The 13,315-nt window shown below is 30.1% G+C and carries 13 protein-coding genes; 7 read left to right on the top strand and 6 right to left on the bottom strand.

Annotated elements, in window-relative coordinates:
* Window positions 1-3: 3 nt before the first annotated feature.
* Genes NYR30_RS04010 through NYR30_RS03995 form a run of 4 tightly spaced genes read right to left on the bottom strand, consistent with a single transcriptional unit; the run spans window position 4 to window position 2,901 of the window.
* Entirely contained in the window at window positions 4-339 is a 336-nt protein-coding gene (locus tag NYR30_RS04010) for a hypothetical protein (RefSeq protein WP_302501991.1), read from the bottom strand.
* Window positions 340-360: 21 nt separating this feature from the next.
* On the bottom strand, window positions 361-882 hold the full coding sequence (locus NYR30_RS04005) for a DUF4214 domain-containing protein (protein WP_302501990.1): 522 nt from the start codon (window positions 880-882) through the stop codon (window positions 361-363).
* Window positions 869-2,113 (bottom strand): ABC transporter ATP-binding protein, encoded by a 1,245-nt coding sequence (locus NYR30_RS04000; protein ID WP_302501988.1) that lies wholly within the window; start codon window positions 2,111-2,113, stop codon window positions 869-871. The genes NYR30_RS04005 and NYR30_RS04000 overlap by 14 nt, the downstream gene beginning before the upstream one ends.
* The gene (locus tag NYR30_RS03995) at window positions 2,110-2,901 is read right to left on the bottom strand and encodes an ABC transporter permease (protein ID WP_302501987.1); all 792 of its coding nucleotides are present in this window, start codon (window positions 2,899-2,901) and stop codon (window positions 2,110-2,112) included. Before NYR30_RS03995 ends, NYR30_RS04000 begins: the two co-directional genes overlap by 4 nt.
* Window positions 2,902-3,192: 291 nt before the next feature.
* On the opposite strand from NYR30_RS03995, the gene NYR30_RS03990 reads away from it, so the two are divergent.
* The 7 genes from NYR30_RS03990 (at window position 3,193) to NYR30_RS03960 (ending at window position 10,926) form a co-directional block, all read left to right on the top strand.
* On the top strand, window positions 3,193-4,389 hold the full coding sequence (locus NYR30_RS03990) for a glycosyltransferase family 4 protein (protein WP_302501985.1): 1,197 nt from the start codon (window positions 3,193-3,195) through the stop codon (window positions 4,387-4,389).
* Between the two features lie 2 nt (window positions 4,390-4,391).
* Entirely contained in the window at window positions 4,392-5,483 is a 1,092-nt protein-coding gene (locus tag NYR30_RS03985; protein WP_302501984.1) for a glycosyltransferase, read from the top strand.
* A gap of 111 nt (window positions 5,484-5,594) precedes the next feature.
* Window positions 5,595-7,022, top strand: a complete 1,428-nt coding sequence (locus NYR30_RS03980; RefSeq protein ID WP_066421417.1) for a mannose-1-phosphate guanylyltransferase/mannose-6-phosphate isomerase — start codon at window positions 5,595-5,597, stop codon at window positions 7,020-7,022.
* A gap of 105 nt (window positions 7,023-7,127) precedes the next feature.
* A complete protein-coding gene (wbaP, locus tag NYR30_RS03975) occupies window positions 7,128-8,555 on the top strand; it encodes an undecaprenyl-phosphate galactose phosphotransferase WbaP (RefSeq protein WP_302502441.1) in 1,428 nt (475 codons plus the stop codon).
* 115 nt (window positions 8,556-8,670) lie between these two features.
* Window positions 8,671-8,889, top strand: coding sequence for a translation initiation factor IF-1 (gene infA / locus NYR30_RS03970; protein WP_013746899.1), 219 nt, complete (start codon window positions 8,671-8,673; stop codon window positions 8,887-8,889).
* 72 nt (window positions 8,890-8,961) lie between these two features.
* Window positions 8,962-10,185, top strand: coding sequence for an O-antigen ligase family protein (locus NYR30_RS03965; protein WP_302501979.1), 1,224 nt, complete (start codon window positions 8,962-8,964; stop codon window positions 10,183-10,185).
* Window positions 10,186-10,926: a glycosyltransferase family 25 protein gene (locus tag NYR30_RS03960; RefSeq protein ID WP_302501978.1), complete on the top strand. Its 741-nt coding sequence runs from the start codon at window positions 10,186-10,188 to the stop codon at window positions 10,924-10,926.
* A gap of 55 nt (window positions 10,927-10,981) precedes the next feature.
* Here NYR30_RS03960 and fic read toward each other — a convergent pair whose 3' ends face one another.
* Both fic and bioB read right to left on the bottom strand, forming a co-directional pair.
* Window positions 10,982-12,091 (bottom strand): protein adenylyltransferase Fic, encoded by a 1,110-nt coding sequence (gene fic / locus NYR30_RS03955; RefSeq protein ID WP_302501976.1) that lies wholly within the window; start codon window positions 12,089-12,091, stop codon window positions 10,982-10,984.
* 188 nt (window positions 12,092-12,279) lie between these two features.
* Window positions 12,280-13,290, bottom strand: a complete 1,011-nt coding sequence (gene bioB / locus NYR30_RS03950) for a biotin synthase BioB (RefSeq protein WP_302501975.1) — start codon at window positions 13,288-13,290, stop codon at window positions 12,280-12,282.
* Between the last annotated feature and the right edge of the window lie 25 nt (window positions 13,291-13,315).

The raw sequence follows: 13,315 nt of genomic DNA, 5'->3' as shown, positions 1-13,315 counted from the left end.
CTTTTATCTTTTAAATACTAAGTTTGTTTTTTTAATTTCAGCCTCTTTGCTATTAGAAATAAGAGTTATTATTTCTTCTTTAGATAATTTATTATCTAATAATTGTTTTAATAATCTATAATAACTATCGCTATCAATAATTCTATCTAATATCTTATAATATACTTCATATAAAAATTGACTGTCATCTTGAATTTCTAATAACTGCTCATAAGGGAATTCATATATATTAAAAGATAAAGTACTAAATAGTTCAAATATAATCTTATTTCTATCTGAACTTTCCAGATTATCATTTACTATTTTTATTAATTTATCATATTCTTCATTAGCATTCATATTTTTTCTCATAAACTAATATTATTGTTTTTTATTTAAAGAATCAATCATATTGGATAGATATATTAATTTTACATTAATATTATATATTATCTTAGGCAATCTATATATAAATATAAAAAATCTAAAGATTTTACCAATCAAAGGTATCTTATAAAAGAAATATGATACTTTCCTAAAAAAGGGAATTTTTCCCTTATCTCTAATAAAAGATTTAGACTCTACAGAAAAAAATACACTAGTTATAATTTCATTTCGTGATCTTAAGTTTGTATTTAATAAAGCCTGCCATTTAGCAAGTTCATCAAGATTCGGTCTTCTGCCTAAAAAACTTAAATAAACACTAATAATAAATTCGTCATTTTTTAGAACTCCAGTATTCACTTTTAAAAGATTATTTTCGTCAAATGAATATCCTTTCCATTTAGTACTTGGTATATTACATCTTAAAGCATCAATCTCTTCCTTAATTTTGAACATATCTTTTTCAGATAAAATTTGGTTTAGATTAAAGGAACTTTTCATATTTTCATTTTTTCTCATTTATACTTAATATTTCTATATAAGGTTCTATATAAGCAGAACCTATAAAAAACTTACGGTTAATATTCACAACTGAAAACATTAATGCAATATCAATCCACTCATAATTTGCTGTTAAATGTGTTTCTCTATCAGTTAGAGCTAATTGTATAGAATAGTTTCCAACACCAAGATTTGCTAAAAAAGTTATGCTAAATTCATAAATATTTCCAGCTTTGACATTTTTTAAAACCTGCTCTGTATGCCAGGTATTAGTCCCAAAAATAACTTGCCCAAGTCTATTTTTAATACCATAACCCAATACTAAAGTAGGTAAATCTTTATGTACTTTAACTACAACTTTTAAATTTACTTCTTCACCTACAGCAAATATTTCAACAATATTTCCTTCTCTATTTCTTAATGAAAAACTATCTAATGTAGCTTCTCTAGTTCCTGAAATTGTTGATACTATTCCATTTTCTAACTTATGTTGTTTTATATTTTGGTCAGAATCCGACTTTTGAGCAATTAAAGCATTATAAAAATCAGTAACTTCTTCTGGCTCACCATCTTTTATGATTATGCCCTTATCCAACAAAATAGCCCTATCACAAAGCGACAAAATAGCATTTTTATCATGTGACACAAATAATAAACTTGTTCCCTTTTCTCTAAAAGTTCTAATTCTTTCAAAACTTTTTTGTTGAAAATAGGCATCTCCTACAGAGAGAGCTTCATCTATAATTAGAATATCAGGTCGAAATGCGGTTGCAACTGCAAAAGCAACTCTAATATGCATACCACTACTATAAAGTCTCACTGGCTGATCAAAATAATCACCAATTTCCGCAAATTCTTCTATCTCATCAATAACTTTATCAATTGCATTGTGTGAATATCCCATTAACCCAGCAGAGTGGTACACATTTTGCCTACCTGTCAAATCTGGATGAAATCCCATCCCTAACTCTAAAATAGCAGATATTCTTCCATTAACTTTTATACTCCCCTTTGAAGATTTTAAAGTACCTGTTATTATTTTTAATAGAGTGCTTTTACCTGCACCATTTTGACCTATAATACCAATAGCTTCTCCAGCTCGAATAGAAAAATTGATATTATTTAGAGTCCATATTTCATTTTTTTCAATTAAATCTATTCCAAACCAAGAAATAATCCTATGAAATTCATTTTTATATTTTCGATATCCTTTTCCTACATTATTAACAGACAATATATAATCATTCATAGTACATCCGCCATATCTTCATTACCTTTTATGTACATAAAAATTGCTAAAAAAAGACTTATTATGATAAAAAAAACAGGATATATGAGGATAGAAAAATCAATATTTTTATCATAAGCCATAATATTTTGATAATTCCTCACGATACCATACATAGGATTATAATAAAAAAAGTGTCTATAACTCTCTGGTAACATATCAGCAATATAAACAACCGGTGTTAGCCAGAACCAGAAATTAAGAACTATTTGTACTATTTGTCCTGTATCTCTTATGAAAACATTGATAATTCCTAGAATAGTACCTAATCCAGCTCCTAATAAAACTGTCATTATCAACAATAATGGAAGCCAAAAAATATATACAGATGATATATGACCTAATACTCCAAAAACTATAAGAATTGCTAAAAACATCAATAGATTATTGATTAATGAAGAACCAATTACTATTAATGGCAAAGCAATTTTAGGAAATGACATTTTTTTTATAAGGTTTCCATTAGATATAAAAATATTTAGACATCGTCCTAATATTTCCGAAAATAAAGACCAACACATAGTACCAGACATTAAATAAATCGCATATGCATAACGATTTGTTATCCCTGGAAGCTTAGCAGATAATACAGCAGATAAAACTAAAGCATAAATAGCGACTTGGGCAAGTGGATGAATAATCATCCAAATTCCTCCTAATCGACTTCTCACAAATCTACTCTTAAACTCAGTTTTAATGGAACTGAGTATAAAAAATCTATATAACCAAACATCATGAAAAATGTTCATATTTTCACCCAAAAAATTTTTTTAATTTGTTACTTTGGAATCAACACTTCAAAGAAAATCTATTTTATATTATCTCATCTTTAAATTCTATATTTAGTTCTTATGTTATACTTATTTTCTAAGCTACTCTTTTAATCCCCCCCCCTGCACGTTCGAACAGTAGATTTTGATGAGCCTTTGATATATTATTCTCTTTAAAAGGATTATTAATCCTTGACATAATAATGTAAATTTAGAGTTTTTTACAAAAAATTATTTGCATAATTCTTTATTTATTGTTAGGGGCCTTCTATGATCGCTGAAATAGTCATTAATTTAAATGTTTTGAACACACCTTTAACAGGTATTGGTTACTATACCCTTAATATTATTAAGATATTAATTAATAATGATATTACTGTTTTAGGGATAAAAAATGGATATGTTATTCCATCGAGAGATGTGAGAGATTTAGTGTTACATCTATCTACTCCTACTCAACTTCAACTAACTACCAAGCAGCCTGATGGACAAATACAGATCCAACACTTGAAACATTTTATTATCAATTTAATAAAAAAAATACCTAAAGCTTATTTAATTAAGAAAAATTTAGAATCTTATCGATTAAAAAAATCCTTATTATCATTATCAAAAAAGGGTGTTGTTTATTTTGAAACAAATTTTGTACCATTACCTTATCCAGGAAAGACCGTTACGACTATTCATGACTTATCTTTTATACATAATCCCGAATTTCATCCAAAAGAGCGTGTCGAGTATTTGAAAAAGCAATTACCAAACACAATGCAACAGTCTTATAAAATTGTTGTAGACTCCAATACAATTGCAACAGAATTAAGTCAAATGTATCCACAATATAAAGATAAAATAGTGACTTTATATTTAGGGGTTAATCCAGAATTTAATATTTATCAAAAAAATCTTTCTTTATTATCTCAATTTAATCTAAAAGAAAAATCTTTTATCCTTAGTGTTTGTACATTAGAGCCAAGAAAAAATCTTCTAGGCTTAGTAAAAGCTTATAAATTATTACCAGAAAATATTAAAAATAACTTTCCTCTAGTTCTTGTTGGTCATAAGGGGTGGAAGAATTCTGAATTATATTCTCACTTAGAATCACTACTCGATAAAAAACAAGTGATTATTACTGGATATTTGTCAGATGAGGATGTTAAAGCTATCTATGCTAGTGCTAAAATCTTTGCCTATGTTTCTTTATATGAGGGATTTGGATTACCTATTATTGAAGCTATGGCAAGTGGAACACCTGTAATAACTTCTAATTATGGTGCTATGGCTGAAGTAGCTGGCGATGCTGCTGTATTGGTAAATACTACTTCTACAGAAGAAATTAGTACTGCTATCTTAGACTTAATAAACAATGATACATTGTGTTCTCACCTTTCTACATTAGGTCTAAAAAGGGCTAATTACTTCCGTTGGGAAAAAACTGTTGATCAATTATTATCTATTCTAAAGAATTAAAAATGAAAGTTGCGATTATACACTATTGGTTAATTAATAGACGAGGCGGAGAAAAGGTTCTCGAAGCTTTATGTGAAATTTTTCCTCATGCTGATATCTTTACACATGTATATCAAGAAGATAAATTCCGAGAGTCTATAATTTCCAAGCACAATATATATACTACTTTTATCTCTAAATTACCTTTTTCATCTAAATTATATCAGGCATATCTACCATTAATGCCTCTAGCGTTAGAAGAGTTAGATTTGTCTGGATATGATTTAATAATTTCCAGTGAATCTGGTCCTGCCAAAGGTATTATTCCTCCTCCTGGCATTCCACATATTTGTTATTGCCACTCTCCTATGAGATATGCTTGGGATATGTATGGCCAATATAAATCTAAAATGGGTATAGTTAAGCGCATTATTTCTAGCCCATTTTTGCATTATATTAGACGTTGGGATCAGCTAACTAGCCAACAAGTTACAAGTTTTATTGCTAATAGCAATTTCGTATCCTCTAGAATCAAAAGTTATTATGCACGGGAAAGTTGTGTTATACATCCTCCTGTAGATGTAACCACTTTTGATTTATCTAATAATAGTGAGGATTTTTATTTAATTCTAGGACAATTGGTAAGCTACAAAAGGGTAGACATTGCTATTAAAGCCTTCAATATCAACCAAAAGAAACTTATTATTATTGGAGAAGGCGAGCAACTGAATGAGTTAAAAAAAATCGCGCATCCAAATATTCAGTTTTTAGGATATCAACCATTTTCTGAAATAAAAAACTATCTAATGAAATGTAAGGCACTTATTTTCCCTGGCATTGAAGACTTTGGTATCGTTCCTGTAGAAGCTATGTCTTGTGGTAAGCCTGTCATCGCTTATGCTAAAGGTGGAGCACTAGATTCTATTATTAATCATGAAACAGGATTATTATTTTATGAACAAACAGAAGATTGTTTGAATAAAGCAATAGTAGATTTTGAAGAACATTTCTCTGTTTTTCCCGATAAAATCAGACAACATGCTTTATCTTTTTCTAAAGAAGTGTTTAAAGAAAAAATAACAAAACATATAAATACCTATTTAGAAAAGGTTTGATGATTTAATAAGCTGTTTCATTTTTTTAATAAGTAGCACTTTCTTTCTTGAAAGAAATTAGGTTTATAAGTAAAATTTGCCGAATTTTAATTTTATTAGAGAAATATTACTATGTTTATTCCTGTTATTATGGCTGGCGGTTCCGGCTCTAGATTATGGCCTTTATCACGTTCAATGTTTCCAAAACAATTTTTATCCTTAGATGATAAAAATCCACTAACAATGCTACAAGCGACTCTTGAACGTATCAATAATATGTCTACTTTGGATCCTATCATCATTACTAATGAGCAGCATCAATTTATTACTGCAGAACAACTCAATGAATATGGAATCAAATCAAAGATTATTTTAGAACCTATCGGAAGAAATACAGCTCCCGCTATAGCTTTAGCTGCTTTTGAGGCTATTAAAAATGGTGATGACCCTATCTTACTTGTATTAGCTGCAGATCATATTGTACTAAATAAAGAAGCTTTTCAAACCTCTATTCAATATGCTATTCCTCTCGCGAAAAATGGGAAATTAGTTACCTTTGGTATTGTACCTGCATCCCCAGAAACCGGTTATGGTTATATTCATAGAGGTAATATTGTGGCTGAACAGGCATATAATGTTCTTGAATTTGTTGAAAAACCAACTCTTGATATTGCCCAAAAATATGTTGCTTCAGGTGATTATTACTGGAACAGTGGTTGTTTTATGTTTAAGGCCACAACTTATCTTTCAGAGCTAAAGAAATTCTCTACTGAAATATATAATGCGTGTGAAGTTGCATACCAAAATATTTCATTCCATTCAAATTTTATTTCGATAAATAAAGAAAGTTTCTTAAAGTGCCCTAGTGATTCTGTTGACTATGCCGTAATGGAAAAAACAGATAAAGCTGTTGTTGTACCTATGGATGCTGGATGGAGTGATGTCGGTTCATGGTCTGCTCTATGGGATGTATCAAATAAAGATGAAAATCAAAATGTGCATCGTGGTGATGTTATAACAAGTAACTCTTCTGGTTGTTATATATATGCCCCAAACAAATTGGTTGCAGCTGTTGGTTTAGAAAATATAGTTATTGTTGATACTAAAGATGCTGTGTTAGTTGCCGACAGATCTAAAGTTCAAGAGGTAAAACAAATTGTTGAACAACTTAAAAATGAAGGTAGAAGCGAATACCTAGAACATAGAGAAGTTTATCGTCCTTGGGGAAAAGCTGATTCAATAGATAATGGATATCGCTATAAAGTGAAACGAATTACCGTAAAACCAGGTGAAAGCCAAAAAGTTCAGATTCATTATCATAGAGCTGAACATTGGATCGTTGTATCTGGTACTGCAAAAGTGACAAAAGGAGATGAAATTAGCTTATTAACAGAAAATCAATCTATTTATATACCTGTAGGAGTATCTCATAAAATTGAAAATCCTGGAAAAATTCCATTAGAATTAATTGAAGTACAATCTGGTAGCTATTTAGGTGATGATGATATTGCCTTATCAGAAGTAGTCTCCCTTTCAGATAAAGAAAAAAATCTTGTATAATGTCTGTGATTCATAATGATTGGCTTATTGCCAATCATTTTTTAATCAATAATCATCAATTTTTTCTTTTATGAATTGCGATGTTAAGAAGTATAAATGTTTATTATGAGCAAGATATTTTCCTATAAAACCTTAATTATTTGTATAGATTTTATACTTTTTTTATTCCCATTTTTTCTTACTTTCTTTATTTTTAATTTTTTAAAACAAGATATTTCTACATTTATTCCACTATCTGATCTTTATCAGCGCTTTTTAATTCATTTTTTTCTTTCTATAACCTGTATCGCATGGTTTTGGTTCCGTTTACGCCATTATACTTATAGAAAACCTTACTGGTCAGAACTAAAAGAAATTATTCGTACTCTATTAATTTTTTCTATTTTCGAAATGGCTATTATTGCTTTTTCTAAATTATTTTTTTCACGTTATTTCTTTGTAACTACTTGGCTAATTACATTTACTATTTTTCCTTTAGGTCGTTTTTTTCTAAAAAAATATTTAATTCAAACTGGTCATTATTTAAAAGATACAGTAATTATTGGTACTCATCAGAATGCATTAGATGCATATAATGCTCTGATCAGTGAATCCTATCTAGGATTAAAAATAAAATATTTTGTTAGTATTGATGGTATTGATGCCATCAATAAAATTGAACACTTATCTGTTCCAATTATTAACTCAAAAGATACTAATATTCTACAACTTGTTGAAAGTGAAAAAACTCAATTTATTATTGCTTTAGAAGATTATGAAGTAGAAGAACTTGATAAATGGCTACGTTTTTTATCTAAAAATGGTTGTCGTTCCGTATCTATTATTCCAACCATACGTGGAGTACCTTTATATGGGACAGATATGTCATTTTTATTTAGTTATGAAGTTATGTTACTTCGCGTTCATAATAATTTAGCTAAATTATCTTCTAGAATTTTAAAACGCTCTATAGATATAATAGGTTCTCTATGCATCATTATTCTCTCTTCTCCATTATTATTGATATTATATTTGCTAGTCGCAAAAGATGGCGGCCATGCCATTTATGGACAAACTCGCATCGGTCGGAATAAGAAAGCCTTTAAATGTTTAAAATTCCGTTCTATGGTTTTAAATTCACAAGAAGTATTACAAGATTTGTTAAAAAATGATCCAATTGCAAGGGCTGAATGGGAAAGAGATTTTAAATTAAAAAACGATCCTAGAATTACCAAAGTTGGAAAGTTTTTAAGAAAAACCAGTCTAGATGAATTACCTCAGTTATTTAATGTATTAAAAGGGGAAATGAGTCTTGTTGGCCCTAGACCTATCGTTCATAGTGAATTAATCCGATATCAAGGAGATATTGATTATTACCTAATGGCAAAACCTGGAATGACTGGCTTATGGCAAGTGAGTGGGCGTAATAATGTAGATTATGTTACTCGTGTTTATTACGATGCTTGGTATGTTAAAAATTGGTCTGTTTGGAATGATATTGTGATCTTATTAAAAACTATAAAAATTGTTTTAAATAAGACTGGTGCTTATTAAAAATCATACTTTCCGATCTTATCTGAAATGTGTATAATTGCACCCGTTTTAATGAGCTACCTTAGGTAGCTTTTTGTTTGATTTACTTATCATTGTTGTAATTTTTAGAGGAAACATGGCAAAAGAAGATAGTATTGAAATGCAAGGCACCATTTTAGAAACCTTGCCAAACACAATGTTCCGTGTCGAATTAGAAAATGGACACGTAGTCACTGCACATATCTCAGGCAAAATGAGAAAAAACTATATTCGTATTTTAACTGGTGACAAAGTTACTGTAGAAATGACGCCTTATGACTTAAGTAAAGGTCGTATTGTTTTCCGTAGTCGTTAAGATTTATCCCCATACTTTAATTAAAGTATGGGGATATCAATTATTCTAGAAACCTAAAAATTCAAAGTATATATGGGTTATCAGCAACTAAAATATCTTATTAATTTTTTATTTTTTATCTTTTTTACTACAATAGTAACTATTAAAGGTGCTTATGATGTAGCTCCTTTTATCTTATTGTTAATTTCATTTTTTTATCTAATAAAAAACTACAATTCAATTACGATTAACAATATAAAAAAAAACTATATTTATGCTGTTAGTGCTTATTATTTTATTTCTTTATTAGTTGTTATCATTAATCATGATCCTATTAATTCTTTAAAAACAGATAATTTTTTATTATTATCCATCCCTTTACTACTTTTAGTATCTACATATAAGCCTAGTATCACTTTTATTATCTTAGTATTTTCTATTAGTTGTGCCATTTATGGATTAACTGCAATATATAATGTTTTATTTTTGCATATTTATAGAGCTTTTGATTTTATTCATCCTATCCCTGCTGGTGCAATTATTATTACCATGGTAATCTTATGTTTCACTCTCAGCTTCTATTCATTTAGTAAAAAAAATATAGTTACTGGATTACTAACAACTTCTGCTGCTATTATTGGTTTAATTGGTAATCTTCTTACAGGCTCAAGAGGAACTTGGCTGATTATCCCTATTGCATTTATTGTATTAATATTTATTTATGGTAAAGCCTTTAGAAAAATTACTTTTATTCTTTCTTCTATATTTCTTTCTTTAATTATCATTGCTAGTTTTATTCCACAAACAGGAATACAAACTCGTTATAATCAAGCTGTCAGTGATATTACCCAATATTTTGATAACACAAATAAACAAACATCTATTGGTATGCGTTTTGAATTATGGCGTAGTGCTTGGGAAGGAATAAAAGAAAAACCCATCCTAGGTTGGGGGAAATTAGGTATGAAAGAAAAAAGAATCCAACAATCAAATACTGCCGATTTTCCTACAACCTTAAAAGATTACCCTCATACACATAATCAATTTATTGAGCAGACATTTTATCGAGGGGCTATAGGGCTTATTGTACTAGTAATATTACTTTGTACATTTTTATTCCATTTTATCAAATCTTATAGAAATAAGGACTTATCAGTAGAAGAAAGGACAATTGCATTACTAGGAATAATGAATATTCTGGCTCTTTTATCGTTTAGCTTAAGCGATGCTCTGCTTCGTTTAAAAGAATATGCAATGTTCTTCTATATCAGCAATACTATTTTCTATAGTATGTTAACTTCAATACGAGAAAAATAAATGTATCCTATTTATGTAATACATATTGAATCTGCTATTGAACGCGCTAATTCAATACAAGAACAATTCAAAAAACTAAAACTTAGTTTTAATTTTTTCCCTGCTATTAATGCCAAACAATATCCTAATCATCCTTTATTTACTCATTATAATGCTCAAAAGCATTTTTGGAGAAAAGGAAGAAATCTTTCTATTGGTGAATTAGGTTGTTTTGCTAGCCATTATTCTCTATGGAAAAAATGCACTGAACTCAACACCCCAATTATTATATTAGAGGATGATGTTATTATTCTTGATAATTTTAAACAATTTTATGAAAATGCAAATAAATTTGTTGAAAAATATCCTTTTATTTGGCTACATAAAAATTATAGACCAAGTAAAAAAATACTTATCAACACTATTAATAACATTTCTATTGTTAAATTTTATAAAGATTATTTCTGTGCTATGGGTTATATCATTACCCCAGAAGCTGCAAAACAACTATTAAATTACTGTGAAGAATGGATCTACCCAGTAGATGATCAAATGGCTCGTTTTTATGAAAATAAAATTGAAAATTTTGCGATTGAGCCGCCATGTATAGATAAATCAAATAATATGGACTCTCTTATTGGTGACGCTTGTAGAACAAATAAAAATCTTTCTTTATATTCAAAACTAAGACGAGAATATTTTAATCTCAAAGATCGTATCAAGCGGAAGTGGCACAATTTATTATTTAGATTTTCAAACTAGCTTAGTTTATATAGGCTTGACTGGATTTAATATTTAAATCAAGCCTATTTTTTCTCTATACATATGAAGTATATCTATTACTCTCCCCTCTCAATAATTCCATTAATTTCACATGAATAAATAATTTATCCCGCCCTATTGGTACTTCCTCTAATATTCCGATATCACATAATTCTTTTAAATATTTTGAAGCGGTTTGTCGTTTAGCAATACCTGCATTTTCTAAATTTTGAATTCGCGTGTAAGGTTGTTCAAATAAGAGATCGACTAATTCTCGTTGATAAATTTGTGGCAATTTATCTTGCATATAATCCTTTGTTTCTTCTAGTAAAGAGCGAATTGCTTCAATTTTTTTTACTGTCCAACTCGCTGTATCTTCAATTCCTTTCAAAATATAGATAATCCAATCTTGCCAATTTTGTTCTGCCGTAACAGATAACAATAAACGATAATAGTCATTTTTATTTTTAATAATATATCGACTTAAATACAGAATTGGTAAACTTAACAGACCTTTATCAATTAAAAATAGACTATTTAATATCCTGCCTGTTCTACCATTACCATCTGTAAATGGATGGATTGCTTCAAATTGATAATGGGCTACAGCCAAAATAATTAAAGGATCTAACTCCTCATTTTGATGAATAAATCGTTCCCAATTCGCTAATTTGTCACGAATAAGTTGTTCGCCTACTGGTGGTGTATAGATTGTTTCGCCTGTTGTCCTATTACGGATTGCTGTACCACTTACCTTACGAATATCCATTTCTCTTCCTTTAATCTCACTGCATACCAATACGGCTGTTTTTGTGCAAAGAGGAAGCCTGTCTAAATCATTGTATCCTGCAAATAATGCTGTGCGATATCGGAGCGCTTCTTTTGTTGCTGGATCAACACTATTACTTTCTATTTGCAATGACTGAAATAATTTATCTGTCGTTGTCATGATATTCTCAATCTCACTACTCGCTCTAGCTTCCATAATTGGAATTGTGTTAATTAACATCGCTTGATTCGGTATCAATTCTGCTGCTTGTTTCAATTCAGCTAAAGCTGCCCGTGCTAGGATTGTTTGTTTTAAAATTTCTTTTGTTTCTAGCTCTTGTAACGGAGGTAACTCAGGTAATGCATTATAAGCAATTTCAGGATCCCAATTTGTCATCTTTAAAATTTCCACTTTTTTAAACATATTTTTAGTATATGTTTATCCCATAAACATATCAACAAAACATAGTTAAAAATTCCATTTTTTTAAACATATGCATCATATTGAGCATAAAAAACACCCTTATATGCCAAATATAAGGGTGTGATAAAATCATTTATCTTATTGAATTAAATAAAGATATATTAATTTTCAGTTTCTTTTCTATTTTCTAAGGTTTCTGGAACCAAATCCAACTTAGCCATTAACATTTGGTCGTGATCTTCTTCATTATTGCCTGTTACCAATAACTTATCACCATAGAAAATTGAATTAGCGCCCGCCATAAAGCACATTGCTTGCATCGCTTCTGGCATTTTGTGGCGACCAGCAGAAAGGCGGACATAACTTCTTGGCATTGTAATACGAGCAACTGCAATCGTGCGTACAAACTCTGTCCAGTCTAAATCTTCCGCTTCCATCATTGGTGTCCCTTCCACTTTCACCAACTGATTAATTGGCACAGATTCTGGTTGTGGATCAAGATTCGCTAAACTCGCAATTAAGCCTGCACGCTCTTTGCGTGTCTCATTCATACCAACAATACCACCGCAACAAACTTTTAAGCCTGCTTGGCGCACTTTGCCTAAAGTGCTGATACGATCTTCAAAACGGCGTGTACTAATTACATCGTGATAATGCTCTGGCGCCGTATCAATATTATGGTTGTAATAATCTAACCCAGCTTCTTTTAACTGCTCTGCCATACCATCTTGTAATAAGCCAAAAGTGCCACAAGTTTCTAAGCCTAATTCCTTTACCGCTTTAATAATCGCAGATACCTTTTCAATATCTTTTGGTTTCGGACCACGCCATGCTGCCCCCATACAAAAACGCCCTGCGCCACGCTCTTTAGCGATTTTGGCTTTAGCAACAATATCCTCAATATCAAGTAGTTTTTCATTTTGTACCCCAGTTTGATAACGTGCTGACTGAGGACAATAACCACAATCTTCTGGACAACCGCCAGTTTTAATCGACATTAATGTGGAAAGTTGAATCACTTGTGGATTGAAATTTTCACGATGGACTTGTGCTGCACGATAAACTAAATCAAGGAAAGGCATCTCGAATAATGCTTCTACTTTACATACTGACCAGTATTCCACTGTTGGATGTGGTGTAATAGAAGGCACTTGAATTGTAGTTGTTGTCATAACGTATCCTTTTGTTATTATCCTT

Source organism: Gallibacterium salpingitidis (assembly GCF_030517105.1).
In the GTDB taxonomy this organism is placed as follows: domain Bacteria; phylum Pseudomonadota; class Gammaproteobacteria; order Enterobacterales; family Pasteurellaceae; genus Gallibacterium; species Gallibacterium salpingitidis.
Note: the sequence above shows the minus strand (reverse complement) of the source record. Positions and strands in the feature narration are given on the sequence as shown.

What these genes read in the sequence shown, in the direction of transcription:
- NYR30_RS03965 (WP_302501979.1), top strand. Translation starts at nt 8,962, where the DNA reads ATGGGTTATCAGCAACTAAAATATCTTATTAATTTTTTATTTTTTATC.
- NYR30_RS03980 (WP_066421417.1), top strand. Translation starts at nt 5,595, where the DNA reads ATGTTTATTCCTGTTATTATGGCTGGCGGTTCCGGCTCTAGATTATGG.
- NYR30_RS04010 (WP_302501991.1), bottom strand. Translation starts at nt 339, where the DNA reads ATGAATGCTAATGAAGAATATGATAAATTAATAAAAATAGTAAATGAT.
- NYR30_RS04000 (WP_302501988.1), bottom strand. Translation starts at nt 2,113, where the DNA reads ATGAATGATTATATATTGTCTGTTAATAATGTAGGAAAAGGATATCGA.
- NYR30_RS03995 (WP_302501987.1), bottom strand. Translation starts at nt 2,901, where the DNA reads ATGAACATTTTTCATGATGTTTGGTTATATAGATTTTTTATACTCAGT.
- bioB (WP_302501975.1), bottom strand. Translation starts at nt 13,290, where the DNA reads ATGACAACAACTACAATTCAAGTGCCTTCTATTACACCACATCCAACA.
- NYR30_RS04005 (WP_302501990.1), bottom strand. Translation starts at nt 882, where the DNA reads ATGAGAAAAAATGAAAATATGAAAAGTTCCTTTAATCTAAACCAAATT.
- NYR30_RS03985 (WP_302501984.1), top strand. Translation starts at nt 4,392, where the DNA reads ATGAAAGTTGCGATTATACACTATTGGTTAATTAATAGACGAGGCGGA.
- infA (WP_013746899.1), top strand. Translation starts at nt 8,671, where the DNA reads ATGGCAAAAGAAGATAGTATTGAAATGCAAGGCACCATTTTAGAAACC.
- NYR30_RS03960 (WP_302501978.1), top strand. Translation starts at nt 10,186, where the DNA reads ATGTATCCTATTTATGTAATACATATTGAATCTGCTATTGAACGCGCT.
- fic (WP_302501976.1), bottom strand. Translation starts at nt 12,091, where the DNA reads ATGACAAATTGGGATCCTGAAATTGCTTATAATGCATTACCTGAGTTA.
- wbaP (WP_302502441.1), top strand. Translation starts at nt 7,128, where the DNA reads ATGAGCAAGATATTTTCCTATAAAACCTTAATTATTTGTATAGATTTT.
- NYR30_RS03990 (WP_302501985.1), top strand. Translation starts at nt 3,193, where the DNA reads ATGATCGCTGAAATAGTCATTAATTTAAATGTTTTGAACACACCTTTA.